The 25,522-nt window shown below is 68.0% G+C and carries 25 protein-coding genes; 14 read left to right on the top strand and 11 right to left on the bottom strand.

Annotated features, from left to right (window positions below; translation table 11 throughout):
- On the bottom strand, window positions 1–3,288 hold a 3,288-nt coding region (locus tag BM430_RS30750), incomplete at its 3' end, for a DUF4347 domain-containing protein (RefSeq protein WP_143132173.1).
- A gap of 1,152 nt (window positions 3,289–4,440) precedes the next feature.
- Window positions 4,441–5,172, bottom strand: coding sequence for an SDR family NAD(P)-dependent oxidoreductase (locus BM430_RS30740; protein ID WP_093571009.1), 732 nt, complete (start codon window positions 5,170–5,172; stop codon window positions 4,441–4,443).
- 82 nt (window positions 5,173–5,254) lie between these two features.
- Between BM430_RS30740 and BM430_RS30735 the strand changes: the two genes are divergently transcribed.
- Window positions 5,255–5,647, top strand: coding sequence for a winged helix-turn-helix transcriptional regulator (locus tag BM430_RS30735; RefSeq protein ID WP_093571008.1), 393 nt, complete (start codon window positions 5,255–5,257; stop codon window positions 5,645–5,647).
- A gap of 199 nt (window positions 5,648–5,846) precedes the next feature.
- On the opposite strand, the gene BM430_RS30730 is transcribed toward BM430_RS30735, so the two are convergent.
- Window positions 5,847–6,752, bottom strand: a complete 906-nt coding sequence (locus BM430_RS30730) for a helix-turn-helix transcriptional regulator (protein ID WP_093571007.1) — start codon at window positions 6,750–6,752, stop codon at window positions 5,847–5,849.
- A 95-nt stretch (window positions 6,753–6,847) separates the two neighbouring features.
- Here BM430_RS30730 and BM430_RS30725 point away from each other — a divergent pair, with 95 nt between their 5' ends.
- Window positions 6,848–7,600 (top strand): SDR family oxidoreductase, encoded by a 753-nt coding sequence (locus tag BM430_RS30725; RefSeq protein ID WP_093571006.1) that lies wholly within the window; start codon window positions 6,848–6,850, stop codon window positions 7,598–7,600.
- A gap of 35 nt (window positions 7,601–7,635) precedes the next feature.
- On the opposite strand, the gene BM430_RS30720 is transcribed toward BM430_RS30725, so the two are convergent.
- Both BM430_RS30720 and BM430_RS30715 read right to left on the bottom strand, forming a co-directional pair.
- Complete coding sequence (locus BM430_RS30720) at window positions 7,636–8,292, bottom strand: NAD(P)-dependent oxidoreductase (protein WP_093571005.1); 657 nt, start codon at window positions 8,290–8,292, stop codon at window positions 7,636–7,638.
- Between the two features lie 152 nt (window positions 8,293–8,444).
- The gene (locus BM430_RS30715) at window positions 8,445–9,335 is read right to left on the bottom strand and encodes a LysR family transcriptional regulator (protein WP_093571004.1); all 891 of its coding nucleotides are present in this window, start codon (window positions 9,333–9,335) and stop codon (window positions 8,445–8,447) included.
- A gap of 102 nt (window positions 9,336–9,437) precedes the next feature.
- Between BM430_RS30715 and BM430_RS30710 the strand changes: the two genes are divergently transcribed.
- Both BM430_RS30710 and BM430_RS30705 read left to right on the top strand, forming a co-directional pair.
- On the top strand, window positions 9,438–10,304 hold the full coding sequence (locus tag BM430_RS30710) for an NmrA/HSCARG family protein (RefSeq protein ID WP_093571003.1): 867 nt from the start codon (window positions 9,438–9,440) through the stop codon (window positions 10,302–10,304).
- Between the two features lie 41 nt (window positions 10,305–10,345).
- On the top strand, window positions 10,346–10,819 hold the full coding sequence (locus tag BM430_RS30705; RefSeq protein ID WP_093571002.1) for an SRPBCC family protein: 474 nt from the start codon (window positions 10,346–10,348) through the stop codon (window positions 10,817–10,819).
- 316 nt (window positions 10,820–11,135) lie between these two features.
- On the opposite strand, the gene BM430_RS30700 is transcribed toward BM430_RS30705, so the two are convergent.
- Entirely contained in the window at window positions 11,136–12,248 is a 1,113-nt protein-coding gene (locus BM430_RS30700) for an aldo/keto reductase (protein ID WP_093571001.1), read from the bottom strand.
- Window positions 12,249–12,343: 95 nt separating this feature from the next.
- Between BM430_RS30700 and BM430_RS30695 the strand changes: the two genes are divergently transcribed.
- The 5 genes from BM430_RS30695 (at window position 12,344) to BM430_RS30670 (ending at window position 17,577) form a co-directional block, all read left to right on the top strand.
- On the top strand, window positions 12,344–13,246 hold the full coding sequence (locus BM430_RS30695; protein ID WP_093571000.1) for a LysR family transcriptional regulator: 903 nt from the start codon (window positions 12,344–12,346) through the stop codon (window positions 13,244–13,246).
- A 1,178-nt stretch (window positions 13,247–14,424) separates the two neighbouring features.
- Window positions 14,425–14,544 (top strand): IS66 family insertion sequence element accessory protein TnpB, encoded by a 120-nt coding sequence (tnpB, locus tag BM430_RS35630; RefSeq protein ID WP_093570998.1) that lies wholly within the window; start codon window positions 14,425–14,427, stop codon window positions 14,542–14,544.
- A 110-nt stretch (window positions 14,545–14,654) separates the two neighbouring features.
- Window positions 14,655–16,010 (top strand): cation:proton antiporter, encoded by a 1,356-nt coding sequence (locus BM430_RS30680; RefSeq protein ID WP_093570997.1) that lies wholly within the window; start codon window positions 14,655–14,657, stop codon window positions 16,008–16,010.
- Window positions 16,011–16,243: 233 nt separating this feature from the next.
- Entirely contained in the window at window positions 16,244–16,843 is a 600-nt protein-coding gene (locus tag BM430_RS30675) for a phasin family protein (protein ID WP_244539742.1), read from the top strand.
- Between the two features lie 467 nt (window positions 16,844–17,310).
- On the top strand, window positions 17,311–17,577 hold the full coding sequence (locus BM430_RS30670; protein ID WP_093570996.1) for a hypothetical protein: 267 nt from the start codon (window positions 17,311–17,313) through the stop codon (window positions 17,575–17,577).
- 289 nt (window positions 17,578–17,866) lie between these two features.
- On the opposite strand, the gene BM430_RS30665 is transcribed toward BM430_RS30670, so the two are convergent.
- The 4 genes from BM430_RS30665 to BM430_RS35725 form a co-directional block, all read right to left on the bottom strand.
- A complete protein-coding gene (locus BM430_RS30665) occupies window positions 17,867–18,250 on the bottom strand; it encodes a DUF7831 domain-containing protein (RefSeq protein ID WP_093570995.1) in 384 nt (127 codons plus the stop codon).
- Between the two features lie 201 nt (window positions 18,251–18,451).
- On the bottom strand, window positions 18,452–18,694 hold the full coding sequence (locus tag BM430_RS30660) for a hypothetical protein (RefSeq protein WP_093570994.1): 243 nt from the start codon (window positions 18,692–18,694) through the stop codon (window positions 18,452–18,454).
- Complete coding sequence (locus BM430_RS35730) at window positions 18,691–19,143, bottom strand: Crp/Fnr family transcriptional regulator (RefSeq protein WP_348273101.1); 453 nt, start codon at window positions 19,141–19,143, stop codon at window positions 18,691–18,693. Before BM430_RS35730 ends, BM430_RS30660 begins: the two co-directional genes overlap by 4 nt.
- Before the next feature lie 72 nt (window positions 19,144–19,215).
- On the bottom strand, window positions 19,216–19,524 hold the full coding sequence (locus BM430_RS35725; RefSeq protein ID WP_348273100.1) for a hypothetical protein: 309 nt from the start codon (window positions 19,522–19,524) through the stop codon (window positions 19,216–19,218).
- Window positions 19,525–19,752: 228 nt separating this feature from the next.
- Between BM430_RS35725 and BM430_RS30650 the strand changes: the two genes are divergently transcribed.
- Window positions 19,753–20,088: a hypothetical protein gene (locus BM430_RS30650; protein WP_093570993.1), complete on the top strand. Its 336-nt coding sequence runs from the start codon at window positions 19,753–19,755 to the stop codon at window positions 20,086–20,088.
- Between the two features lie 298 nt (window positions 20,089–20,386).
- On the opposite strand, the gene BM430_RS30645 is transcribed toward BM430_RS30650, so the two are convergent.
- Complete coding sequence (locus tag BM430_RS30645) at window positions 20,387–20,671, bottom strand: hypothetical protein (RefSeq protein ID WP_093570992.1); 285 nt, start codon at window positions 20,669–20,671, stop codon at window positions 20,387–20,389.
- A 1,217-nt stretch (window positions 20,672–21,888) separates the two neighbouring features.
- Between BM430_RS30645 and BM430_RS30640 the strand changes: the two genes are divergently transcribed.
- The 4 genes from BM430_RS30640 (at window position 21,889) to BM430_RS30625 (ending at window position 25,455) form a co-directional block, all read left to right on the top strand.
- Complete coding sequence (locus tag BM430_RS30640) at window positions 21,889–22,146, top strand: GlsB/YeaQ/YmgE family stress response membrane protein (protein ID WP_093570991.1); 258 nt, start codon at window positions 21,889–21,891, stop codon at window positions 22,144–22,146.
- 38 nt (window positions 22,147–22,184) lie between these two features.
- Window positions 22,185–23,159 carry a PhnA-like protein gene (locus tag BM430_RS30635; protein ID WP_093570990.1) on the top strand — a complete coding sequence of 325 codons (975 nt, stop codon included), beginning with the start codon at window positions 22,185–22,187 and terminating at the stop codon, window positions 23,157–23,159.
- Window positions 23,160–23,557: 398 nt separating this feature from the next.
- Window positions 23,558–23,920: a CsbD family protein gene (locus BM430_RS30630; RefSeq protein WP_177303221.1), complete on the top strand. Its 363-nt coding sequence runs from the start codon at window positions 23,558–23,560 to the stop codon at window positions 23,918–23,920.
- A gap of 536 nt (window positions 23,921–24,456) precedes the next feature.
- Entirely contained in the window at window positions 24,457–25,455 is a 999-nt protein-coding gene (locus BM430_RS30625; protein ID WP_177303220.1) for a patatin-like phospholipase family protein, read from the top strand.
- Window positions 25,456–25,522: the final 67 nt, after the last annotated feature.

Raw genomic sequence — 25,522 nt, 5'->3', positions numbered from 1 at the left:
GGTGACGCCGAGCGTGACGCTGAGCGCGCCGGTCCCGGCATCGACGTCGGCCACGCTCAGGCCTGTCAGCGCCAGTGCCGTGTCCTCGCTCGCCGCGAACGTAGCCGGCAGCCCGTTCACCGGCGCGTCGTCGACCGGAACGACGGAGATCGTCGTCGTCGCCGTGTTGGAGGTGAGGCCGCCGTCGTTGACGGTCACCGCGACGTTGCGCGCCGTCGTCGCGGGATTGTCGGAGGTCGACGAGAACTGGATCTGCCTCAGGGCGGTGGCGTAGGCCGCAGGCGACGCGGCGCCGCTGAGCGTGATCGTGACCTCGCCCGCCACGCTCGTATCCGTCACCGCGGTGATCCCCGCCGGGGGCGCGCCGACGAAGGCCAGGACGTCGCCGGCCTGCGCGTTGGTCAGGACGACCGTCGCCGTGCGCAGGAGGATGCTGTCGGGATCGGCGATTCCGGCCGCCGCGGCGGCGATCGCGACCCCGGCGCCGTTCTCGGTATAGCTCGTCGCATAGTTCCGGGCGCCTGCCGCGAAGGTGTTGACCCGGACGGTGTCGACGAAGATGTCGTCGCCGGAGGTGCCGGCATTGTACGAGAAGGTGAGTGCGCCGCTGTCGGCGACGCTCGTCGGCAGGTTGACGGTGATGTCGGTGGCCGTCCACGCCTGGTAGGTCGAGGCGGCGATCGCCGCCGGACCGCCGCTCGCCCCGTTGAGGTAGGTGACGGTTGCCGTGGTGGCGGCGGCGCCGGAGACGCCCGTGGTGATCCGGGCGTAGACGACCCCGCCGACCGAGACGTCGAGCACCGCCGGCACGGCCGTGTCGGGCGTCGAGTTGTTCCAGCCGAAGCCGAAGACGAGCTGGGCCGTTCCGTTCGCGGACGGACCGTTGCGCAGGCCCGTGAGCCCGGTCTGCGTCAGCGTGCCGGCGCTCCGATCGGCGTCCCAGTACACGCCGCCGCCGCCGACGGTCGCGGTGTAGGTGGTGCTGCCGGAGGTCGTCCACGGCGCAAGGCTGCCGGTGAAGGTGCCGTTCTGGACGATGTTGGCTGCCGCGTCGGCCGCGACCGCCGAGTTGAGGTCGACGACCGGCGGGCGCGCCGCGTAGCCGAAATCGATGCCCTGGTCGCTGGCGCCGATGGCGGTGAGCGTCACGCTGCGGGTGGCGCCGCCGGTGGTCGAGGCGGCGGTACCGAGGACGCCGTTCGTATCGGTGACCCGCACGATGTAGCGGCCGGGCAGCACGCCGCCGAACTGGTAGGTGCCGTCGGAATCGGTCGTGTCCGTCGCCAGGATGCGCTCGCCCGCATCCACCACGCCGTCGCCGTCGACGTCGTCGACGAGCTGCACGGTGACGTTGGCAAAGCCCGTGTCGCCCGCCGTCACACTGCCGCTGGCGTCGCGGTCGGCGAAGACCCGGTCGCCGATCGCCCCCGTCGCCGGGACCCAGGTCGCCGCGTCGGCGACGCCGCCCAGCGCCGTGGTGCCGTCGGTGGTGATGGGGATCGCCGCGCCGATCGCCGCACCGGTAACCGGGTTGATCTGCTGGACGACCGTGCCGACGACGTAGGTGTTGCCGAGGATATCGCCGCCGCCCTGGATGGCGTTGGCGCTCGCCGGGTTCGTGACGGTGTTGATGACGAGGCCGTCGGCGAGGTTGTACCGGGTGAGCGTCGTGCCGCTCAGGCTCAGCAGGACGCCGGTGCCGCCGTTGCCGGTCGGGTCGGCGGCGAAGTCGCCCCAGTCGTTCGCGTTCGTGATCGGAAGGCCGAAGGTCCCGGCGGTCGCGACGGTCCGCCCGTTATTGGTGAAGGTGATCCGGTAGATCTGGTCCGAGGTCCCCGTGACGTTCTCGACGCCGAGATAGAGGGCATTGTTGACGAAGGCCGCGGCCCCGCTGCCGACGCCGGTCGTGGTGCCGACCACGATGCTCGCCCCGGCGCCGTTGTTGGTCAGGTCCGAGTCGATGACGATGTGCTGGTTGTTGACGTAGTCGTAGGCGAACAGAGCGCGGTTCGTGCCCGCCGACGCACTGTCGGCGTAGTAGATCAGGCCGTTGCCCTGGTCGATCGCGACCGAGTTGGCGGTTCCACTGAACGTGATGCCGCCGATCGTCGCCGGGATCGTGGTGACCAGGGTCGCCCGGCCGGTCGTCACGTCGATGCTGTAGAGGCCCGCGCCGACGGCCGCGACGATCGCGCCGCGCCCGGTCGCGACCGTGGTGGCGAGCAGGCCCGCATAGGCGTCGCGGCCCGCCTCGGTGACGGCGAGCGGCGTCTTGACCGGGCCGGTGCGGACCTCGAGGTCCCAGTCGCCGCCGAGCGCGGCGGCGCCGGTCGGGTCGGTCGAGGCGGCGACGTCGGCACCGGTCGCCTCGGCGAGGAGCGCCGCCACCCGGGCGCCGTCCGGTCCGCCCGCGAAGTCGCAGCCGTAGATCAGCAGGTCGGCGCCGTCGGCGAGCGCGCCGCGCATCACCGCCAGGTCGCCGGCATAGCGCCCGGCGATCGAGGCCGCGTCGAGCGTCGCAGTGCCGATCCGCAGGGAGGCGGTGTCTCCGTGCGACAGGATGTGGACCGCCGTGATGTCGCTGCGCCCGCGCAGAACCTCGGCGATCCGGTCGAGGCCGTCGCGCTCGCCGTCGATCATGACGACCTCGGCCTCCGGCGACAGGTTGCGCAGCAGGGTATCGCGGTCCGCGACCCGGTCGTCGACGAACACGACCTCGTGCCCCTCGGCCGGGCTCGCGGCGTCGACGACCTCGGCCCCGGTCAGCCGCGAGAGCCAGCCGGCGCCCGATACGCCCGCCGCCCCGGCGGCGAAACCCTCGGCATCCACGGCGATGCGCGCGTCGTCGGCGAGCGTCGCGCCGACGCGCATCAGGTCGCCCTTCTGGTCCTCGCTCAACCCATTGAGGTCGATCGCGCCGGAGCCGAGGACGAGGCGCCCCCCCTCGCCTTCCGATACGATGGTGAGAGAGGCGACGTCCGTCCTGCCGCGCAGGTAGACGGCGATCTGCGCAAGTCCGTCCTCGTCCGGGGAGAGCATCAGCACCTCGGTGCCCGGCGCCCTCCCCCGTCCGCTCTCCGGCGCCCCATCCCGCGATGGATCGATCACGACGAGATGGGTACCGGACGCTGCCGGTTCGGCCACCGGAACCGGATGCGCGGCGGCCCCGCCCGCGTCGGGCTCGGCGGCCGGGCTGTCGTGCCCTGCGACGGCTCCCGCCTCCTGCCCGTCGTCAGCCTGCTGCGCGACGGCCGCCGCCGCGGCGGCCCCGGCCGCGTCGAACAGCACGCGATCCTCGAGCCGCAGCAGACCCGTCGCTACCCTTCCACGCTGCCCTGATCGGTGAGACACGCATGGCCCCCTGCGTCTTGACGCGCCGGCGTGGCCTTGTCTGGTCAACTCCAGATTGAGGTCGCGCGGATTTCCGACACAACCTACAGAGGCATGCCTGGGGTGGAAAGGGGCTTGAGCGATTGGAGATTATGCATTTTTGCAACATTCCTCACTATAAAAATTATCAAATGATATAATTAGTTCAAGCGTATCATCTAAAGCTTTCTAGGAAGACCGTTATAAATTAAATATTAAAAAGACTAAAGCTTGTATGGCAAAAAAATTTTTACAAAATATGGGGTTGTTTCTGGAACCCTCTTTCGTACGCGTGCAATAATCAAGCATGTGGAGGGTAAGTGGCGAGCAGCACGTTCTCAATTATGTCGACATCCGATCGAAAAAACACAACCTAGGGTTTTCTCTGGGGGATGGGGCGCTACAGCCTTGACGAGTGTTGGCTCGATACCGGCGTCACAGGGCAATGGACCCTAGTTTGGGCGTGAGATAGGCCCTATGAACTAGGCCGAGAAATCGGCGGTCCGTTCGTCCACCATCGGACATTCTACCGGTGCGGCGAGGGGCATGCGGACGATCGCTTGCCGACATCAAGCGTCTGACCTATCGCCTCACGTCGGCGAAACGGCTTTCGCCTGAGCGCCACGCCGACCGGCGCAGGAATTCGGGCCACCTGACCAATGGGTCGGAAGCATCGGCCGTGACGGTGCGTCGCGACATTGCTCATCATCGCTCACGCGATCTCTCGCATTCACAATCGGCGGGAGTTGGATCGCAGACGCGGCGGCCCTTGAGGCGCGCCACGCGATACCAGCTCCAGATGCCCTTCCGTGGGTCCAACGCCGCCCTTGCCCGGCGATCGCGTGCACCTCTCCCGGTGAACGCGTCCGACCGGCCTATCGGGCCCGGGGCTGTGCGGATGTCGTCGGGGCTGCTTTGCGCCACTTCCGGACCTTCGAACAGGGCCGTTAGAATGGCCGCTTAGCCTCCGAAAGCTGCTATTGGCATGGAATGGCAGGTCCCGGCGGCCACAACGTCCTCCGTTGCAGGCGAGCCGGCCGAAGCGGACACGCTGAAACTGCTATTCAGAAACTATACCTGTCGCATCCCGCCATCGACGCATAGTTCGGCACCAGCGACGAAACTCGCCTCGTCGCTTAGGAGGAACAGCGTGGCCGCCGCCACCTCCTCGGGACGCGCCATGCGGCCCAGTGGGATCGGCGCGATTAGTGCGGCCCGCCCCTCCTCAGGTACGCTCGCCATCATGGTGGTGTCGGTTGGGCCGGGGGCCACCACGTTCACACGGATACCCTGCGGGGCCAGTTCCGCTGTCCATGTGCGCGCGTAGGAGCGTAGGGCCGCCTTCGTCGCGGCGTAGGTTCCGTAAGGCGAAACGCCCATGACATCAGCGATAGACCCCATCAACACGACCGACCCACCCCGCCCCATCGCGCTCAGCGCCGCCTGCAACCCGAAGACAGCACCACGGACGTTGACCGCAAAGTGCCGGTCGAAATGCTCGGGCGTTCCGTCGCGCAGGGTTGCCGGTTCCGAGATGCCCGCGTTGAGGACCAACGCATCGATCCGTCCATACGCCTCCCGCACCGTCTCCACGACGCGGTGCAAGTCCTCTTGTAGGGCCGCGTCCGCAACTAGACCCCGTGCACCACGCCCGATCCTCGCGGCGGCGGCCTCGATATCGTCGGCGCGCCGCCCGGTGAGCACGACCGACGCGCCCTCGACCGCCAGCCGCTCGGCAACCGCGAGGCCGATCCCCTTCGCTCCGCCGACCACGAGAGCAACCTTGTCCACCATGCAAGCCATCGCGGCATTCCTTCATCTGCGAGGGCGCATGGGATACACAACGTATATCTGCTATCAAGAACGCACCTAGGGTAGCCTAGATATGCCCGACGATACCGACCTCGATGCTGCATCCGAGTGCGCGCTCGCCAACATGGCGCGGGTGCGCCCTGTGCTGGACAAGATCGCCGACAAGTGGACGATCCTGATCCTCACGGTGCTCTGCCCGCGGCCGTCACGTTTCAATGCGATCAAGCGGCGGCTCGATGGCATCACGCATAAGGCGCTGGCGGACGCGCTGAAGCGGTTGGAGCGCAACGGTCTGGTGACCCGGACGGTGCTGCCGACCGCACCAATCGGTGTCGAGTACGCGATCACCCCGCTTGGCCATTCGCTGCGCCAACCCTTCGAGGCGCTCTGCGCATGGGCACTGACCAACGGAGCGGCGATTGAGGCGGCCAACCACGAGCATGACTGCTTCAAAACGAAGCCGTGAGGAAGCGCGCCGTGTCGGGCAACGCTTCGAGCTCCACGGTGACGTCAAGGCAGACCTTAAGGAACGCCTGCTCTGTTCGGAGATACCTCGGATCGAGACACCGGCGAGGTCTGCTGAAATCGTGTCGCGCTCGCAGCCAGACACTGGAAAGGCGCAGTAAGCCTCGCTGATGGCCCCAGCACCTGCCGTTGTGCGCTGGTCAAGCCGATTGACTGTGCTCCCGCGCATACGCCGCCGGCGGCAAGCCCACATGGCGGGAAAACGCCACGCTGAACGTGCTCGCGGAGCCGTAACCCACTCGCACGGCCACCTCGGCGATGCCGCCGCCCTCGCGCCGGAGAAGGTCCTTCGCCAGGGCCATTCGCCAAGCAAGGAGATACTCCATCGGCGCGACACCGACTGCGCGCCTGAAGCGCTCGAAGAACACGGAGCGCGAGAGCCCCGCCTCCTGCGCCAGCCCTGCAACGGTCCAGGCGGCGGTCGGCATCTCGTGCATCCTGCGCAAGGCCACGCCCAAGCGTTCGTCGCCGAGTCCCCGCAGGAGGCCCGGTGACAGCGCGGGGCCGCCCATGGAGCGCAGCGCCTCGATCAGCATGACCTCCAGAAGCCGCTCCAAGATGAGGTCCCGCGCGGGCCTGCGCCGACGCGCCTCTTCGCCGACGAGGTACATGAGGGAGGCCAGCCTGGTCTCGCCTCGGACGTGGACGAGGCTCGGCAGGAGCGACACCAGCAGGCCTGCGTCGGGCGAGCCGAAGGTGCAGTAGCCCACGAGCATGCGAACGTCCGCCGGGCCGTCCTGCCGCCCGACCCGGAACTCGCCGGGCCCCACCTCGACCGGCATCGTCTCGGAGCCTTCGGTCGGGGGCATGAGGCTCGACATCTCGAACGCGTCCGCGGCCGGGACAAGGAGGAAGTCCCCCTGCTCCAGGACTACCGGATCGCGGTCCCGGATCGTCAGGCGGCATGAGCCCTCCAGTGCGGCGCAGTAGAACGGACGACCGTGCTCCGCCCGGCGGACGCGCCATGGACCCGAGGCGCTCACGGACTTGGAGAACGCGGCTCTGGGACGGAGCAGGGTGACGACGTCGGCGAGCGGATCGGACATTTCCGGACTGTCGCTAATGAGATTAGGACGCACGATTGTAGCTCGTCCCGCTGTCCGGATCTATCCATCGCTGGTCACAACCTGATGGAGCCGACATGCACACCGTCCTGATCACTGGATGCTCGTCCGGGTTCGGTCTTGAGATCGCCCGCCTTTTCCTCGACCGGGGCTGGAACGTGGTAGCCACCATGCGTACGCCGCGCGCGGTGGACCTGCCCGCCTCCGACCGCCTGCGCGTCCTCGCCCTCGACGTCACCGATGCCACGAGCATCCAGCGGGCGGTCGACAGCGCCGGCCCCATCGACGTCCTGGTCAACAACGCCGGCATCGGCTGGCTGAACGCCCTCGAAGGCACGCCCATAGACGTCGTACGCGAGGTCTTCGAGACGAACACGTTCGGGACGATGGCCATGACCCAGGCGGTGCTGCCACAGTTCCGGGAGCGCCGGGCCGGTGTCGTCGTGAACGTGACCTCCAGCGTTACGCAGAAGCCGCTGCACCTGCTCTCCGTCTACACGGCGAGCAAGGCCGCGGTGAACGCCTTCACGGAGTCCCTTGCCCTGGAGTTGGAGCCGTTCGGCGTGCGGGTGCGTCTGGTCATCCCCGGGCGGGCGCCTGAAACCGCGTTTGGCCAGACCGCACGGGCTCGCATGACAGAGGGCTTCCCCGAACCCTACGCCGGCCTGGTGCAGGAGGTGTTCGCGTCTTGGCAGCAGCAGCCCCCGGACGAGGTGACGCGTTCCGTCGACGTGGCGGAGGCGGTCTGGCGCGCCGCGACCGACCCGGCCTGCCCGATGCGCCTGCCCGCCGGAGCCGACGCCGTGGCGCTGGCCGGCCAGGGCGCCTGACCGGCACTCCCCGACCCACCGGGATGGGCCGGCGCTCACCACGTGATCAGGGGCGTCCGGCCAATCCAGGCGTCGGTCTCGACTTGGTCGAGAACGAAGCGTGCGACGTCCTCCCGGGCGACGGACCCGCCATGGAAGCCGGCGAGGTCGACGAGCGCGCGGACCGCGCCGCGGCCGGGCTTGTTGCTCAGGACGGTGGGACGGACGAGGATCCAGTCGAGGCCGCTCTGCCTCACGATGTCTTCCTGGCGGTCCTTGTCGGCGTAGACATGGCGTAGGAGCAGCGGGAGGATCAGCCTGTCGAAGGCGAAGCCGCCATGCCCCCGGCTGTCGCCGGCGCCGATCCCGGTGATCGCGACCAGGCGCGCGACGCCTTCGTCCCTCATGGCGCCGACCAGGGTCCGGGTGACCTCGGACAGGAGCGTCACCTCCCTGAACGGGCTTGCCGGCGTGCCGAGCGCGCTCACCACCGCGTCCCGCCCCCTCAGCGCCTCGCGCAGCACCTGTGGGTCACGGGCGTCGCCCACCGCCAGCTTGGCGCCGGGAAGGCTTTTCGCCTTCCCGGGCGAGCGCACCAGCGCCGTCACGTCGTAGCCGCGCGCCAGGCTTTGGGCGACGATGAGCCTGCCTGTCCCGCCGGTGGCGCCGAGGACCAGGATCTTCGGTCGGTGTTCGCTCGATACGGTTTGCATGGCTGCCTCCGGGAAGCTGGCTGCTTCTCACGTGGCCAAAGCTAGCAATCCGCGAATGGGCGAATAGTCGTACGATATAGACGTAATGTTCCACATGCGAGACGCCCGCCGCACCGTCGATGACGCGCAGGCTTCGGGGCGCCGGCCCGTACTCACGTGCCGATGTAAGACGCCAACTCGTCCGGCGTGCCCTGCGGGAACGCCTGCTTCAGGTGGTCGAGGAAGGCCGAGACGCGGGCGCTGAGGAGCCGGCGGGACGGGTAGAGCGTCCAAAGTGCGATCTCGGGCCCCTCGACGTCGCCCCATTGGACCAGCCTACCCGCGGCGATGTCGTGGCTCACGAGCGAGACGGGCAGGCAGGCCGCCCCGACGCCGGCCCGGACCGCGTCGCGCACCATGATCATCGACGACAGCCTGAGGACGGGCTCGAACGGGATGCGCGGTCTCCCGTCCGGCACCTTCACCTTCCAGACATCTCCACCGCCCGGACCGCGCACCACCGCCGGAACCGGCCGGTTGCCCTGAGGCTGCCCGAGGGCTGGACTGGCCACGACGACCAGCCTGTCGCGCAGGAAGACGCGGCCGACCAGGCTTTCGTCGGTCTCCGGGTTGACCCGGATCACGACGTCGTAGCCCTCCTCGACCATGTCGACGGCCCGGTCATCCGTCGTGACCTCCAGCCGGACCTCCGGGTGCTTCACGGCGAACTCGGCCGCGAGCTTTCCCATGGCCACCTGTGAGAACAGGAGCGGCGCGCTCACCCGCAGCCGGCCGCGCGGATTCGCGCCGCCCGAGGCGATGGCCGCCGCGGTCTCGTCGAGCTCGGCCAGCAGCATCCCCGTCCGTTCGTGGAGGGCCCGCCCCTCCTCGGTGAGCGTCAGCGTGCGGGCGCCGCGTTCGAACAGGCGGAGTGCAAGCGCGCCCTCCAGTTCCGAGACCCGGCGCGACAGCGTCGCCTTCGGGCGTCCGGCCGCCCGAGCGGCGCGCCCGAACCCGCCATGGCGGGCAACGAGGTTGAAGTCGGCGAGGGCGAGAAGGTCCATGCGTTCCACCAGCGAGACGGACCGTCCAGATATAGCGTCTATCGGTAAGAACGTGGATCGCTAATTTCCGGCCTGTCAACAGCAGCAACCCGGAGAAACCCCATGACCATCCTCGTCACCGGCGCCACCGGCACCATCGGCCGCCATGTCGTCGACAATCTCGCGAAGCGCGGCGCCGACGTGCGTGCCCTCGTCCGCGATCCGGCCAAGGCGGGACTTCCGGCCGGCGTGGCCCTGGCGCAGGGCGACCTGCTCGGCGTCGACGCCCTTCGCGGCGCCTTCCAGGGCGTCTCCACGCTCTTCCTGCTCAACGCCGTGGTGCCCGACGAATTCACCCAGGCGCTGATTGCACTCAACGTCGCCCGGGAAGCCGGGATCAAGCGGGTCGTCTACCTGTCGGTGATCCACAGCGACGTCTACGTGAACGTGCCCCACTTCGGGGGCAAGTTCGGCGTCGAGCGGATGATCGAGGCGATGGGCTTCGAGGCCACGATCCTGCGCCCCGCCTACTTCATGAGCAACGAGATGACGGTCAAGGACGTCGTCCTGCAGCACGGCGTCTACCCCATACCCATCGGCGCCAGGGGTTTGGCTATGGTCGACGCGCGCGACCTCGGCGAGGTCGCCGCCCTCGAACTCATCCGCCGGGAGCGGGCCGACGGGCCGCTTCCCCTGGACCGGATCAACGTCGTCGGGCCCGAGACGCTGACGGGCGAGGGCGTTGCCGCGATCTGGTCGGAGGTGCTGGGCCGCCCCGTCGCCTATGGCGGCGACGACACCGCCGGGTTCGAGCGGAACCTCCGGCAGTTCATGCCGGGCTGGATGGCCTACGACATGCGCCTGATGGCCGAGCGCTTCCTGACCGACGGCATGGTCCCGGAGGCCGGCGACGTCGAGCGCCTGACCTCGCTCCTGGGCCGCCCGCTGCGCACCTACCGCGCGCTCGCCGCTGAGATCGCGACCGCCTGACGCCCAAGCGTCACTCAACCTCTATCGGAAGGACCATCGTCATGATCTACTCGACCGCGACCGTCCCGGTGAACCCGGACGGGGAGGCTCCCCTGACCCGCACGCAGGCCTGGGCGGGCCTCGTCCTCAAGGCCCGCGACGCCCGCCAGTTCCTGCCGCCGGGGCTCTGCAGTCGGTGCGACGTCGTGGAGGAAAGCGCCACCCACCTCGTGCGCGAGGCCACCATCGGGGGTGTCGACCTGCGCGAGATCATCGCCTTCGAGCCCGGGGCCAAGGTGACCTTCTTCCAGGCCACCGGCCCGCGGGAAGGGACCATCGTCAACGAGCTGTTCGAGGACGAGGAGGGCGCGCTGCAGCTTCGGTTCTACTGCTACCTCGGCCTGCGCGGGAAGGAACCGGGCGGTCCCGAGGAGCAGGCCGAGCAGGCGCAGTTCGACGGCAACAAGGGCTACAAGGCCGCGCTGCTGTCGACGCTGAAGCGTACCCGCGAGCTGCTCGCCGAGGGCGCGCTTTAAGGTCGCCGAGGCGGGGCTGCCAGGTGCTTGGGGCGGATACCGGCCGGCTTCAGTCGGTTGCCGACCGGTAGGACCGCAGTTCGTCGATGATGGAGCGGCGAGACGGACGCCAACCGAGTTCGCGCACCGCTTCTCCCCGGAGATGACCTGATCGCACGCTATGGCGTCGGCGAACGCCCAGGAGCCCGAAAGCGGATTGCATCGAATCCACCTGTTCCGGTCGTAGCTCACCGCCTCGCCAGCCAGCCCGCAAGCGGAAGTTCCCAGCTTCTGCAAAGGGGCGGGAGCACCCGCTCCCTCCGGAATGCCGGGGACGTCAGGACGCCGGAGAGCCCCGCCAAGCCTCGACCGCCTGTCCCCCGAAGATGGTCGGCATCGGCAGGTCGAAGATGAAGTAGGGGTTGAGGCTCGGCGGTCGCCCCGCCGCGTCCAGGCGGACCTGCTGCTCGGGGGACAACGTGATGTCGAGCGCGCCGATGTTCTGAACGAGCTGCTCCGGGCGGCTCGCGCCCACGAGGACTGACGAGACGCCGGGCCGACGCGCGACCCAGGCGAGCGCGACCTGTGCCATCGGTCGGCCGGTCTCCCGCGCCACGGCCCGCAGCACGTCCACCACCGCGAAGTTGGCCTCGGTGAACAGCATGCCGCCGAATGGGTTGTCGCCGTTCAGCCGCCCGTCGCTGCCGCCGGTAGCCGCGTCGCCCGCGCGGTCCGGGAGCGACCCCGCCAGCCCGGCTTCGGCGAGCTTGTCGCGCCCGTACTTGCCTGTGAGCAGGCCCGCCGCCAAGGGGCTCCACGGCACCAGTCCCATGCCGAGCGCCCGGCCGGCGGGCAGCACGTCGAGTTCCACCCCGCGGTCGACCAGCGAGTAGGTATATTGCAGACCGACCGGCTCCGGCAGGCCGTGGGCGCGCGCCAGGGTAGCGATCTGCGCCGCGTACCACGCCGGCGCGTTCGAGAAGCCATAGTAGAGGATGTCGCCGCGCGTGACGGCATCGGTCAGGGCGCGCAGCACCTCCTCGGGCGGCGTGGTCCGGTCCCAGACATGCGTCCAGTAGAGGTCGATCCAGCCGGTCTTGAGGCGGCGCAGCGAGCCTTCCAGGCCTGCGCGGATGCTGCGGGCGCTGTTGCCGCCTGCGAGCGGCGTGCCCTGCGCGCGGGAAAAGCCGGACTTTGTCGCGATGACGAGACGGTCGCGCAGCCCGCGCTCGGCGACCATGTCGCCGAGCATCGTCTCGCTCGTGCCACCCGAATAGACGTCCGCCGTGTCGATGAAGTTGCCGCCCGCCTCGACGTAGCGGTCGAGGATCGCGCCCGCAGCGGTCGCGTCGCAGCCCCACCGGCCCGCGCCGAAGGTCATGGTGCCGAGGGCGAGCGGACTCACCGCCAAGCCCGAGCGTCCCACGGTCCGATACTGCGTCAGGTCCATCGTCGCGCCTCTCTGTTGAAGCGCGAGAGGTAATCCGCGACCGGCGCCGCGATTAGCCGCTATACTCGGCAAGGGCTTATGAGCATGGCTCAGGAATGCGACGCGGCACACTCGACGATTTGGCGGCCTTCGCGGCGGTGGCGCGCCATCGCAGCTTCACCCGGGCGGCGGCCGAGATGGGACTGTCGGCCTCCGCCCTCAGCCACACCGTGCGGGCACTGGAGGAGCGATACGGTGTGCGGCTTCTCGCCCGCACCACGCGCAGCGTCGCCCCGACCCCTGCCGGCGAGCGGCTGCTGCGCTCCGTCGCCCCCGCCCTCGATGAGGTTGCCCGGGGCCTCGACGCGCTGGCCGACTGGCGGGGCGAGCCGTCGGGCAGCTTGCGCCTGACGACGTTCCCCTACGCCGCCCGGACCATCCTCCAACCGAGGCTGCCCCGCTTCCTCATCGACCACCCGGCCGTCTCGGTGGAGGTGATCGTTGACGACCGGCTGACCGACATCGTGGCGGCGGGGTTCGACGCCGGCATCCGGTTCGGCGAAACGGTCGAGCGGGACATGGTCGCGGTGCGCGTCGGGCCCGACCTGCGCACGGTTGTGGTCGGGACCCCGGACTACTTCGCGCGCCACCCGCGACCGGACACGCCGGCCGACTTGGAGGTGCATCGCTGCGTGAACTACCGCCTGGTCGGCAGAGGTGGCTTGCTGCCGTGGGAGTTCGCCCGCGACAGCCGGGAGGTTCGGGTCCGCGCCAGCGGGCAGTTGATCGTGAACGACGGGAACCTCGCGGCGGCCGCCGTCAGGGCCGCGGCCGGGCTCGGCTACATGCTGGAGGACGAGTTCGCCGACGACATCGCGGCCGGCCGGCTGGTTCAGGTACTCGATTCTTGGTGCCCACCGTTCCCTGGCTGCCACCTCTACTACCCGGACCGGCAAGTTAGCCCGGCGATGCGAAGCCTGATCGAGGTCCTTCGCTGGAGAGACGGGGCGACCCGATAAGGCCGCCTCGCCTGGCGGGCACTCAGGCGCCGCGCCATACGCGAGCGACCTCCGCCGAGAAATGGCGGTATGTCTCGGCGACGGCGGTACACGCGCGATGAGAGCCCATGGGTGCTCGACGGAACTTCACGCGACTGAAGGACCGAATGGGCTTGTCCGACTTGAACGGTCGTGCGGGCACCAAGAACCTCGCACGTCCTTCGGATGAGCGCTACGAGGTCGCTAATGTGCCCGTACCTGCTGATGTCGTGACCGCCCCGGGGAGGTCCGCTTCTCCGCTCGGAGCAGACGTCTCATCAGGCCAGCCGCCAGGTCTGCATAGGGTCACTGTCTACCGGACCCCCTCATCGTCATCGGCCCCCTCCCCTGCCCTGGCAGGTATCCAGCCGCCACCCACAAGGCCATGACGATGTTGCGGCGAAGCAGGGGCATGGATCCTGCGCAGTTCTTCGGCGGCGTCGACCGAACCACCCGCATGATGTCGGAGGCCACACCTCGGTCCGTTCGGCTCTGCGCCACATGCCGACATCAATCTCGCGAACTTCGAAGGTCTGGTTCGATCTCGAGAACGGACATAGGCGCGGTGACTGCGGACTAGTGCGGATTTCATTGAGCGATGTTTGCTTGACCCCATTTAGGTCGCTCATGCGGCAACTTGGCAGTCGCGATTGAAGGCGCCGCATATCCAGAATTTAGCGATAGCCTTCAAGGTAAGCTCTCGGTGGCGGCTGCCTTGTGCCTGTAGTAACTTTCTTTTGATACAATGTCTGACGTCAGATGGCGTTGTATCGGCCTTGTCTCTGGACCTATGAATAACTCTCCTCGTGTCGTTGTCGCGGGCACGTGCCAAGTCTGGTCGCCCGAGCAGAAGCGCGCCATCCTGGCTGAGGCGGACGATCCGGGCACGACCGCCTCGGAGGTAGACCGCCGGCACGGTCTGCACTCCAGCTTGCTGTTCCGATGGCGGCGCGTCGTGCTGGCCGAGCACCGGACCTCGGCTGCGGCTGCCCCATCGAACTACATCCCGCTCGCCCTGCCACCTCCAGCTACGGCGACAGCCGACGTGCCGGCCGGGTCGGGTCTGGTCGAGATCGAGTTGGCCGGCGGGCATCGGGTGCGGGCCGCAACCGGGGCGGACCTGACGCTCCTCAGGGCGCGATCGCCGCGCTGCTCGGTCGATGATCCCCGTCCCGTCCGGCTCGGGCGTCTGGCTAGCCACCGGGCACACTGACATGCGCAAGGGCTTCGACGGACTGGCCGCCCTCGTTCAGGACCATCTGGCGCGCGATCCCTTCTAGGGCCAGGCCTTGTTCCGCGGCCGGCAGGGCCACCTGATCACCGATGCTCTCAAAGTCGCAGAGACGACGCGACCAGGAACGAGGCGACAGAGGACGTCGTTCGGCTACCAATGGACATCTACATCGTCGTCGTCGCCGGGTTCGGCGTCATGGTGCTGCTGACGGCGTGGCTGCCGATGGTGCTGCGCCGGTTGCCTCTCTCGCTCCCCATCTGCTGTGTCGGCATCGGTGCCGCCCTGTCGGCCGTTCCGACGCTCTACGACCTGACGCCCCATCCGAGCCTGCACCTCAAGCTCATCGAGCACGCCACCGAGGCCGTGGTGGTCATCTCGCTGATGGGCGCCGGCCTGAAGATCGACCGCATGATCGGCTGGAAGCGCTGGGCCGTGACATGGCGCCTGCTCGCGGTCGGCATGCCTCTCACCATCCTGGCGCTCGCTCTCCTGGGATCGGCCCTGCTCGGGCTCGGAGGCGCCGCGGCCCTGCTCCTCGCCTCGTCGCTGGCCCCGACCGATCCGGTGCTCGCCTCGGACGTTCAGGTGGGTCACCCTGCCGAAGAGCACGAGGACGAGCCGCGCTTCGCACTGACCTCCGAGGCGGGCCTCAACGACGGGCTTGCCTTTCCGTTCGTGAACCTCGCCATCGCCATGGCGGGAACCGGAGGCCTCGCCGGCCTGTCCTGGTCGCATTGGCTGGCGGTCGACGTGGTGTGGAAGATCGTCGTCGGCTTCGTGCTCGGCGCAGTCATCGGCCGGGGGCTCGGCTGGCTGACCTTCCATCTTCCGAACGTCTCGAAGCTGTCCCGCACCGGCGACGGCTTCGTGGCGCTCGGCATCACCTGCATCGCCTATGGCGGCGTCCAGGCAGTCGACGGCTACGGCTTCATCGGCGTGTTCGCCGCCGCCCTCGCCCTTCGTGCCTCGAACCGGGGGCACGACTACCACCGCACGATGCACGACTATGCCGAGGAACTTGAGCGCATCCTGATGATGGTGCTGCTGGTCGGGTTCGGCGCCGTCCTCGTCGGCGGGGGGCTCCTGCACGCCCTGACCTGGCCGGCCGTCGCGTTCGCCCTGCTGGCGCTCCTGGTCGTCCGTCCGCTGAGCGGCTGGATCAGCCTGCTGGGCAGCGCCCGACGCAGCGAGGAGCGGGCGGTCGTCAGCTTCTTCGGAATCCGCGGGCTGGGCACGGTCTACTACCTGTCCTTCGCCATCGGCCATGCCCCGTTCGAGCAAACGGACCTGCTCTGGGCGACGGCCGGCCTGACGGTGCTGATCTCCATCCTGATGCACGGCATCATGGTCACCCCGGTCCTGCTCGCCCTCGACCGGAAGATGGGACGCACGGCCGGGCTCCCCTCCCAGGCCGATCCCGCCGCTTCCAGGCCGGCGCAGGCCGATCGATCGAAGGTTTTCGTGACGAATGAGACGGACCAGGACCATCAGCTCCGGAATCGTCGCGGCTGATACGAGATTGTGCAACGCAACCATGCACTTACATCTAAACTATGGATCTTGATGCTTTTTACGGACGAAAACGGTAGTTTAATTATGATGCGCCGCACTTGAAGCTGGCCAATTCGCACCGATATGGATGCAGTGCAGCAAAAAACCATCGAAGTTCGCAGCCCCCAGCCGATGCGCCGGGCGGGTGCGGTGGTTCTTCCGGTGCACCTCCACGAAACAACGAGGAAATTCCCATGGGCATCAATCAGAGCGCCACGTCGAACAAGCACGCTGAGCAGACCGACAAGCTCACCGACGCCGTCAAGGCAAGCATGAGCAAGACCAGCGAGCAGGGCACTCAATTCACCGAGGCGGCTCGTGACGGCATGAGCAAGATGGCCGATCTCGGCGCAAAAGCGTCCGACGATGCCAAGCACATCGTGCAGAAGAACGTCGACACCGCATCCCAGCAGGCCCGGGAGGCTGCCGATCGGTTCACGCGCGTCCTCGGCTTCACCGGGCAGGACAGCGAGCGCCTTGCCCGTCAGTCCCAGCAGAACATCGAGGCGGTCACGCGTTGCGGCACGGTCCTGACCCAGGCGGTGCAGGATGCGTCCCGCAACTGGTTCGAACTGGGCCAGAAGCAGTGGCAGCGCAACATCGACGGCTTGACCCGTCTGACGCGCGCGTCGTCGGTGCAGGATTTCACGGCGATCCAGAGCGAGCTGGTCCGCGAGGGGTTGCAGCACATGGTGCAGGACAGCCGGGTCATCGCCGAGGGCTCGGTCCGGGCGATCGAGGAGGCCGGTAAGGCGTTCTCCGGCCTGGACCAGACCCCTTCGGCCGTCCGCTGAGAGGTGCCGGAGCCCGGGCGAGACGCCCCGGGATCCTGCCGATCCAGCGAAGGGCCGCCTGACGGCGGCCCTTCTTTTGACACAGCAGCCCACGCCGGGCGGTGCGGAGTTCGCCCTGGGAGGACGCCCACTCCTTCGCTCTTCGGCGTCGTGATGCGCGCTGTCGCCGGCCAGGCCGTCACTCAAGCTTCGCCTCACCGGGGTCGAGACGGTTCAGTAAGTCGGCATCTTGGGCAGTCGCCATGAGGATATTTTTGGTTTGATCTCGCATATTTTTGCCAAAGTCTCGATTTTAGCAAAAATTCCTCGTCATTTCAGTTCTATTTCCGCCCAATCTGGCTTTGTTGCGATATTGTGAATGCGCATAGACACATAACAGCATAGACATTTTCTGTAAGATAGTCTTACCGACGTGGACGACAGCTCACTGGATCGTCCGCGCTTTGGACCAAGGAACATCACAAGACATGAAAATCACTATCGCTTCATTCGCCGTGGCGCTCGTCCTCGGCATTGCCTCGCTCTCATCCGCCATGGCGTTCGAGTCGAGCTCCCCCTCGGACCCATTCTGGAGCGACGACGTCGAGACGACGGGTTCGATCGGCGGCCGTGCCAATACCAGCGTGCCCTTCTACGGCGCCTGCCCGATGAGCTCGGCTTCGGAGGGCAACGCCAACCAGCAGAACTTCCCGGTCAAGCAGTATGGTCAGACCTCTGGCGGATATCGCTGTTGATCGGGTCGGATGGAATCCAGGCCATGCTCTTGCGGGCCGTCTCCTACGCGATGATCGGGGTACTGGTCGGAGGACTCGCCATGACGGTCGCCGGTACCACCGGTGCCCTGTTGGGCCTGTAACGACGGCAGGGAGGGGCCGCCCGATGGGGCGGCCTTCTCATGATCCGGCGGAGGAGAGCCGATCCGGCAAAGTTCGGCTGGCGATCGACGTCGAGGAGATGGACCCCTCCACCGAAACGGCCGTGCCGCTGGGAGCGCTGCTCCCTCTCCGTAGGCAAACGGGCAGTTCACAGCCTCTCAAGGGTCTCACGAGTCCGCTCCAGGCTCGCCCAGATCCGCGGCGAGCGTCGCTCCAGATCTGCAAGACCCGTCCCGATTCCTGCTGCCGGCCAGACGACGATGCCGCCGGACCGGAGGTGATCGGCGAGTCGGCGACACGGGGTTTCAGCAGCCCTGCGGAACGTCTCAATATCAGCGTCCGTGAAGTAGGCGGCCGGGTCCATGGCCGGCAACGGCTTGGTCGCGATGCCGACGGCGTTCGGTTCGCCACGCATCTCTGCCGCCTGGCCGCCCAGGCTCTTGCCGATCAGCGTGTCGCCGAACACCCAGAGCGTGTCGGGCTCATCTCGGAGCATCTGGCGGGTGATCTGGTGCTCCCGGCGGATCGGCATGCGCTACTTCCCGTGTTTCCGTTCTGCCATGCCTCGGGGCCGAGGCTCGCGCGACATCGGGCCGAGACGGCCGAGTGTCCGGCGCGAGGCAGAGCCATGTCGCTCGAGGACAGCGAAACCCGTGCGCGGCCTGGCATTTCTCACGGATAGCGCACGCCTTTTTCCGGCGTGTCGCCCGAAGCGCGAGGGCCGGCGACCGGCTCATTGCCCGTCGAGGCGATGCTGGATCCACGCCTGCGCTTCATCAAGATCGGCGAAGGTGGGCTGGCCCTGGTCATCCACCCGGCCGAAGCCCGCCTCGAGAAACCACCTTCCCTCATCCACCCCGTGATCCTCGGAGAGGCGGACCAGCACAGCGACCAGGAAGCCGTCGCCGAAGACGAGCCGGCTCTCTGCGTCGCGGCTGCCCGTTGCGATCGGGACAGGCTGAAAGAGGAGGCTCATGCTGCCAGTCGGTCTACATGGAGGTACAAGGGGTCAAACTCGCCGATCTTGGCGAGTTCCGGCCAGTTTGAAATATTGAGCCAGCCATTCCTAAGCGCGAGCAAATTTTCCTCGCGCAACTGGCGTAAAACACGATTGACGTGCACGTTCGACAGACCGAGCGCGTCGGCGATGTCGACTTGCATGACGGGCAGCCTGTAGCGATGATTCTCGGCCAGCCCGACGGCCTCGAGTTTGACATACATCTCGCAAAACAGGTGCGCGACCGCCTGGTATGCCGACCGACGGCCCATCCCGACCATCCACTCTCGGAAGATGGCACCGTCGACCAAGGTATCACGCCAGAGCGTCGCCGCGATGCCGGGATACCCGGTCGTCAGGTCGCGAATCGCCTCGTGGGGGACGAACGCCAGCGTGACGGGCGTCAAGGCGCACAGGCTGTGGTCCATGACACGCAGGTGCAAGCTCTGCAGGTCGGGAATGTCGCCCGGAACATGGAACGAGAAGATCTGGCGCCTGCCCTAGGCTAACAACTGGTAGCGGCTCGCCCAGCCATCCAGAATCAGGCAGCACTGCATGGGACGGTCGTGCTCGCATACGATATCATGCCCGCCAGGCAACGGCCTGATCGTCATGGGCAGGCGCATGACGGCGCGGCGCTCTTCGTCGGAGAGGCGCGCAATGCTGCCCAGCTTGCGAACGAGCATGTCTGCCGGGTGGCTCGATGTGGGGACCAAGGCGGCCCTCCCTTCACTTTGCAGGTGGAAGCGCACACCTCTCCCAGCCATCAGCACCTGTAAGAAACAACCGATGACGAGCTTGGAATACAACACAAATTAATCAACAAATACAACATACCACCGTTTTCTTCGATTTTTTCCGGATAATATCTGGTCAGGGTTGCAGCGTAAGGCCGCCTCTCCGAGCGCGAAAGACGATCCCTGCGTGAGATCGTTCAAGCGAGGTCTGTTGCACAGACCGGACGTCACCTGCACCCGCCCCCCTCGGTCTCGCGCGCGCAAGGAGTGCATCCGTTGGCATCGAAGGAGAAGCACCGAATGTCGGATGAGCCGAGACGCGTCTGGGTGATCGAAGGCCGGAGCGGCGTCGAGATCTTTTTCAGGAGCACGATCGGCTTCGAGCTCGCGACGGAGGTCGACATCATTGCGATGCTTCAGCGCCTGGCTTGCCGGCACCTGGCGCCCCACGAGGTCCTGAACGCGTCCCTGCGGGACAACGATCGGTCCTACAACTCCCTGCTCGCCATCAGCAAGGACACCGGCGAGGGCCGCGATCTGCTCACGACTCAGCTCGATCCGCACTACACGGCGCGGTCGGAAACCGATCGGGACCTGCCGGACCTCGACGAGGCTCGCCCCCTTCCGCGCGGATGAGGCCGAGGACCGAGGCACGGTCGGCGGCGCCCCTCGCGGGTGGGTTCGACCGCCGCCGGATTCATCGGTGGTGCCGGTCCCCGGACTGGAGCGAGGATACGGCCGGCGGACAGCCAGCGCCTGTGCGGCGAGCCCCGCCGCGCGAGCGCCGATCAACCCGTGGGGACGCCCCCCGCCCGCGGCCCCGGACACGATCCTTGCGAATGCCGCCGCCGTCGCCGCTATCGGCCGACAGTGACATGCCGGCCACCGGTCGATGTCGCGGAATAGCCGCCCCACCCCTCGGTCGAGACGGGTGTCACGGATTGCCGCTGCGCGACGCGGGTTGCGGGTAGGCCGGGTTGCCGGCGGGCACGCCAGTGGAAGTCGCCGACGTCGCTGCGTTCGACGGCCCGCTCGCCGAACCCGTGCCCTGCTGTCGCGATGCGGTCTGGCTCACGTCTGTCGGCGCATTCGCGCCTTGCCAGGTCAGCAGGGCGACGAACGAGACCAAGGCCAAGCCGAAGCTGGCGATCAAGACATAGAGCACGGGCTTGCCAGGCTTGCCTTGGCGGCTGTCCTGGCCCGATGTGTTTTCCGTCATGTGCATGCTCCGCTAGCGATTTTGCGAGTCGTATGAACGACAACTTGCCGAATATCAGGATGGTTCAGCCACGTGACATTGAAATAATTCGCACCTATAAGGGGATTGTGCGAAAATATCATTTGAATGTCATAGAATTTATTATCGCGAGGCCTGCGCGGAGCCGCTGCCCGGAGAATCGCCCGATCATGGTGCGATCGGACGTAGCTCTGGAATCCTTTGATCCGGCCCCCCTTCCGCTGCGGCCCCGGCGGGGATAGGGCTTGATCGTGACGCTCGGCCATGCCGGATCTCCGTTGAAGGTTGATCGATTCCTGGATGCGCTAGGGGCGGCGGACGGGCACCACACACCGGGTCGAATCGCCGACGAGCCTGCGGGCTTCGGTGTCGGCGCTCCCGGATATCGGCCGTTCCGCCGGCGCCAACACCCCGCGAGACGGCATGCGCCCATGCCCGGCAACGCTCGGATACTTATGTCGCTCCCTTAATCGCAGGAGGGGGTATTATCGAAAATCCGACCTGGACACCATTGAATAGCGCCGATTTATATTATTTCATCATATGATCGGGTGCGTCTTTCTCGGGTATGCCAATATCGAGGCGTCGGACATGTGAAGAAACATGGTCGGTGCGACTGCTCCGCCGAGGGGTCGACGGGGCCGCCCGACGCGGCCCGGTACGAGGAGTGGGGATCGTCACGCCGTACGGATGCGTGCCTTGCGGGATCCCGTCCCTGGTTTCGACGGCCGGCGGCCCGTGACGGACCGGTCGGTGTTTCCATCCGCGTGGCGACGTGTTTTTCGGTCCTGGCGACGATCTCTTCCGTGCCGATCATCATCCAACGATGATTGTCTCGAATAAGACATACATATGTTATTTGTATATTTCGGCCCGTCCGCCGACTTATCTTCAATAAATCGCTAAAATATTTGGAACTTATGCCACGAACAGATATTTAATAATCGTACCCTCTGCGAAGGTATGAATGGCGATGGCGGCGGGGCCGATCCATCCGATGCCGTAGGCATCCGCCGCCCGATCATGCGGTGCCCTGCAAGCAGGCCATCGGCCTGACGGTCGGCAAGGCCGAAGCCACGGCCGCATTCGACACCCGTCATGTCCACGCGCCCGATGCGGACCTCGCCATCGGATGCGTTCCATCGCCCGTCGCGCGTTCGCGCCGGGACCCGCCGCCTGCCGCAAGCTGGAGCCAACCCATGTCTTTCCTCGCCTGGATCATCCTCGGCCTGATCGCCGGATTCATCGGCAGCAGGATCGTCAACAGCACCGGCCAGGGGCTGATCGTCGACATCGCACTCGGAATCGTGGGCGCCGTCGTCGGCGGCTTCCTGTTCCATCAGTTCGGCGAGCCCGGCGTCTCGGGACTCAACCTCTACAGCCTGCTCGTCGCCACCGTTGGAGCGGTGGTCGTGCTGTGGCTCTACCACGCCCTCGTGGGCCGCCGGGTCGTCTGATCCGCCGCCCGTCCCATCCCGACATCCAGGAATCCCCAATGCCCACCATCAGCGAAGCCACGCCCGTCGCCCCGGGCCGCCAGCCCGGCCTCGATCCGGCCCCATCCCAGACGAATGCCGTCGCGCCGGCCGAGGAGGTGCGCACGATGATGCTGAACTCGGTCTCGTGGAGCGCAGTCTTCGCGGGCGCCACGGTCGGGCTCATCGCCCAGGTTATCCTGAACATGCTCGGCCTCGGCATCGGCCTCTCGACGGTCGATCCCCTGGGCGACGGCACCCCGGCGGCGAGTTCGCTCGGCATCGGCGCCGGCCTCTGGTTCGTCCTCTCCGGGATCCTCGCCGCGGGGGCTGGCGGATACTTCGCCGGCCGGCTCTCGGGCAAGCCGTCGCCCGCCATGGCAGGTCATCACGGCCTGCTCGCCTGGGCAGTCTCGACCCTCGTCGTCCTGTACATGCTGTCGTCGGCAGCCAGCGGCATCGTCAGTGGCGCCCTCGGCACGGCCACCTCGGCCATCGGCGGGGTCGGCAACGCGATGAGCGGATCGGTCTCGACCCTGGCGCAGGCGGCGGCGCCGTCCCTGAGCAAGGTCACGGACCCGTTCTCAGGGATCGAGGCCGGAATCCGGGGCGGATCCGGGTCCGATCCGGCCGCGCTGAAGGACACCGCGGTGACCGCCATGCGCGCCGCCGTCTCGGGCGACGGAGCCCAGCAGGCCGCCGCGCAGGACAAGGCCGCCCAGGCCCTGGCGAAGGCCCAGAACATCCCCGTCGAGCAGGCCCGGAGCCAGGTCGCCCAATACGTGCAGCAGTTCAAGGAGACCCTCGCCTCGGCCAAGGAGCAGTCGAAGGAGGTTGCCGACGCCGCTGCCCGTCGGGTGTCCCAGGGAGCCCTCTCCGGGGCGCTGGCCCTGATCTTCGGTGCGCTCGCCGCCTTCTTCGCCGGTCGCAGCGCGGCCGTCGCGCCGGTCGTCACCCGCATCTCCTCCCACGCACCGGCGCCGCGCCGCGTGTGACGTCCTTGCGGGCCGCGCCTGCGAGCCCCGCATCACTCCGGGCCTCCTCGGCTCTCCTCCCGTGAAAGGCCGGTGCCGTGATCCAGCTTCTCGTCCTGTTCGCGATCGCAGCATCGGCCATGCCCTCCCGCCACGCGGGCGGCGGAAGATCGGTCCCGTGAGGCGCTGCGGCCGTTCCGGCAACGGCCGCAGCGAAGCCCGCGACGCGCCGCCGGGCATGACGGAGCGGGCCGAGGCGTCGGACGACCGTCCGGAAACCCGGCGGTTGGGGCCGACCGACGACGACCCCGACGACCGGCCGACCCGGACGGGCCTTCATGCGGGTGGCACGGCGGACGGGCGGACCAGCCGGTTCCGCCCGGCGGCGGCCCCCGACCCGACGACGACAGGAGAACGAGATGGACGAGAACCGCATCGCCGGCGCCGCCAGGGAGTTCGGCGGCAAGGTCCAGGGCGCGGCCGGCACCGTAGCCGGGAACGACGAGACCAGGGCGGAGGGCAAGCGGGACGAGGTCGGAGGCGCCACCGAGACCCGCGTCGGGCAGGCAAGCGACACCGTGCGCGACGTGGCGGGCGAGGCCGGCGACCTCGCCGACCGGGCGATCGACACGGGTCGCGACGTCCTTCCGGAGGCCGGAGCCGCCCCCCGACGGGGCGGCGACACGCTCACCCAGTATGCCAAGGAATTCCCGCTCGCGTTCGCCGCGATGGCCGGTGCCCTCGGCTACCTCCTCGCCGTGGCGATCCGCAGACGCCGCTGATGGGAACGCCACGGACGAACTCCGATCGGGCTTTTTCGCCCCTGCATCGCCCACCGCCGGACCCACGACGGCGTCGGAGGATGGCGCGAAGCGGCGGCGCTCCTGCCCGGTCCCGGGCCGCTTCCGGGCAAGGATCGCCCCGGGATCCAACCCGTTTCCTCCACGCTCACGAGACCACCATGGCCATCGATCCCCGTTCGGAACGCCGCGGGCCGCTTCCGTTCCGCCTCGCGATGGCGGACGCTTTCATGGACCGGCCCGTCGTCGGCACCCAAGTGAGAACCGGCGCCACGGAACCCAGCGCCGAGGGACCCGCCGCCGCGCCGAGGTCCGGGCAGGTGACGCAGGCTCCTCTCCGCCGCCTCGGACCGCCGCTGCTCGCCGTCGTCGGGATCCTGTGCCTCGGCGCGGTCGCGCTGTCGTGGCACAGGCGACGGGACGCGGTCCCCGCACAGAGGCGATCGTCCGGAGCGGCCGATCCCGCCGACCGATCCGGGACCGGCCTGCCTCCTTGCCCCGACACCGGACCCGATCCGATGATCGCACCGACCGACCCGGCACCGCACCGCGCGCCTCGCACCCTCTCGCTGGCACTCCAGGGCGGCGGCTCGTTCGGCGCCTTCACCTGGGGCGTCCTCGACCGGCTGCTGGAGGAGGACGATCTCGTCATCGACGCCGTCAGCAGCACGAATGCCGGGTCGGTCAACGCCGTCGTGATGGCGGCCGGCCTGATCGCCGGTGGCCGGCCGGAGGCGCGGCGCCACCTCGACCGCTTCTGGAAGCGCATCAGCGAGACCGCGCCGCCCCAGCTCGGGCCCGCCGTGACCGTCTTCACCGACATCACGTCCCGCTGGCTCTCGCCCTACCAGTCGAATCCCTTCAACCACGATGCCCTCGACCGGCTGCTCGCCGACGCGGTCGATTTCGACGCCCTTCGCGCCGCGCCTCCGTTCAAGCTTCTGGTCGCCGCGACCGCGGTCTCGGATGGCGCGACCCGGATCTTTCGCGAGACCGAACTCGTGCGCAAGATGGTCCTCGCCTCGGGCTGCATCCCCCTGAAGTCCCAGGCGGTCGAGATCGAGGGCCGGCGCTACTGGGACGGGGGCTACTCGGCCAACCCGCCGTTGATCCGCCTCATCGAGGCGTCCGACGCCCCGGCGATCCTGCTGGTTCAGATCGTGCCAAGTCTCGGCCAGGGGGCGCCCTGCAGCGCGCCCGACATCGTCCGGCGACTGGAGCAGATCACCTTCGACGGCGTGCTCCAGCGCGAGCTGTCCGCGTTGCGCACGATGGTGGACCTGTCGTGGTCCGGCGGGGGCCGCAGCGCCCTGGCGGCGAAGCTCCGCGCCCTGGCGCTGCACCGCGTCTCGGCGGAGGACCACCACCCGGCGCTCCAGGACGAGAGCAGCACCGATCTCGGCTGGCGTTTCCTGCTGCGGCTGCGCGCGGCCGGGCGCAGCGCGGCGGAGGCCTGGCTCGCCGAAGGCACCCGCCTACCAGCCGGGCGCGCCCCGCCCCTGCGGTCAATCGGATGACCGCGCGCCCCGGACGTGGCCGGCGCGACGGATCGGCCCGGCCGGCGGGTGCTCCGACGAACCAAGG

Source organism: Methylobacterium sp. 174MFSha1.1 (assembly GCF_900116815.1).
Taxonomy (GTDB): Bacteria; Pseudomonadota; Alphaproteobacteria; order Rhizobiales; family Beijerinckiaceae; genus Methylobacterium.
This window is presented reverse-complemented; position numbering and strand designations above follow the sequence as displayed.

What these genes read in the sequence shown, in the direction of transcription:
- BM430_RS30635 (WP_093570990.1), top strand. Translation starts at nt 22,185, where the DNA reads ATGCCCACCATCAGCGAAGCCACGCCCGTCGCCCCGGGCCGCCAGCCC.
- BM430_RS30700 (WP_093571001.1), bottom strand. Translation starts at nt 12,248, where the DNA reads ATGGACCTGACGCAGTATCGGACCGTGGGACGCTCGGGCTTGGCGGTG.
- BM430_RS30665 (WP_093570995.1), bottom strand. Translation starts at nt 18,250, where the DNA reads ATGCCGATCCGCCGGGAGCACCAGATCACCCGCCAGATGCTCCGAGAT.
- BM430_RS30730 (WP_093571007.1), bottom strand. Translation starts at nt 6,752, where the DNA reads ATGTCCGATCCGCTCGCCGACGTCGTCACCCTGCTCCGTCCCAGAGCC.
- BM430_RS30675 (WP_244539742.1), top strand. Translation starts at nt 16,244, where the DNA reads ATGGGCATCAATCAGAGCGCCACGTCGAACAAGCACGCTGAGCAGACC.
- BM430_RS30705 (WP_093571002.1), top strand. Translation starts at nt 10,346, where the DNA reads ATGATCTACTCGACCGCGACCGTCCCGGTGAACCCGGACGGGGAGGCT.
- BM430_RS30735 (WP_093571008.1), top strand. Translation starts at nt 5,255, where the DNA reads ATGCCCGACGATACCGACCTCGATGCTGCATCCGAGTGCGCGCTCGCC.
- tnpB (WP_093570998.1), top strand. Translation starts at nt 14,425, where the DNA reads ATGATCCCCGTCCCGTCCGGCTCGGGCGTCTGGCTAGCCACCGGGCAC.
- BM430_RS30645 (WP_093570992.1), bottom strand. Translation starts at nt 20,671, where the DNA reads ATGACGGAAAACACATCGGGCCAGGACAGCCGCCAAGGCAAGCCTGGC.
- BM430_RS30680 (WP_093570997.1), top strand. Translation starts at nt 14,655, where the DNA reads ATGGACATCTACATCGTCGTCGTCGCCGGGTTCGGCGTCATGGTGCTG.
- BM430_RS30715 (WP_093571004.1), bottom strand. Translation starts at nt 9,335, where the DNA reads ATGGACCTTCTCGCCCTCGCCGACTTCAACCTCGTTGCCCGCCATGGC.
- BM430_RS30695 (WP_093571000.1), top strand. Translation starts at nt 12,344, where the DNA reads ATGCGACGCGGCACACTCGACGATTTGGCGGCCTTCGCGGCGGTGGCG.
- BM430_RS30670 (WP_093570996.1), top strand. Translation starts at nt 17,311, where the DNA reads ATGAAAATCACTATCGCTTCATTCGCCGTGGCGCTCGTCCTCGGCATT.
- BM430_RS30740 (WP_093571009.1), bottom strand. Translation starts at nt 5,172, where the DNA reads ATGGCTTGCATGGTGGACAAGGTTGCTCTCGTGGTCGGCGGAGCGAAG.
- BM430_RS30650 (WP_093570993.1), top strand. Translation starts at nt 19,753, where the DNA reads ATGTCGGATGAGCCGAGACGCGTCTGGGTGATCGAAGGCCGGAGCGGC.
- BM430_RS30660 (WP_093570994.1), bottom strand. Translation starts at nt 18,694, where the DNA reads ATGAGCCTCCTCTTTCAGCCTGTCCCGATCGCAACGGGCAGCCGCGAC.
- BM430_RS30630 (WP_177303221.1), top strand. Translation starts at nt 23,558, where the DNA reads ATGGACGAGAACCGCATCGCCGGCGCCGCCAGGGAGTTCGGCGGCAAG.
- BM430_RS30640 (WP_093570991.1), top strand. Translation starts at nt 21,889, where the DNA reads ATGTCTTTCCTCGCCTGGATCATCCTCGGCCTGATCGCCGGATTCATC.
- BM430_RS30720 (WP_093571005.1), bottom strand. Translation starts at nt 8,292, where the DNA reads ATGCAAACCGTATCGAGCGAACACCGACCGAAGATCCTGGTCCTCGGC.
- BM430_RS30625 (WP_177303220.1), top strand. Translation starts at nt 24,457, where the DNA reads ATGATCGCACCGACCGACCCGGCACCGCACCGCGCGCCTCGCACCCTC.
- BM430_RS35730 (WP_348273101.1), bottom strand. Translation starts at nt 19,143, where the DNA reads ATGGACCACAGCCTGTGCGCCTTGACGCCCGTCACGCTGGCGTTCGTC.
- BM430_RS30710 (WP_093571003.1), top strand. Translation starts at nt 9,438, where the DNA reads ATGACCATCCTCGTCACCGGCGCCACCGGCACCATCGGCCGCCATGTC.
- BM430_RS30725 (WP_093571006.1), top strand. Translation starts at nt 6,848, where the DNA reads ATGCACACCGTCCTGATCACTGGATGCTCGTCCGGGTTCGGTCTTGAG.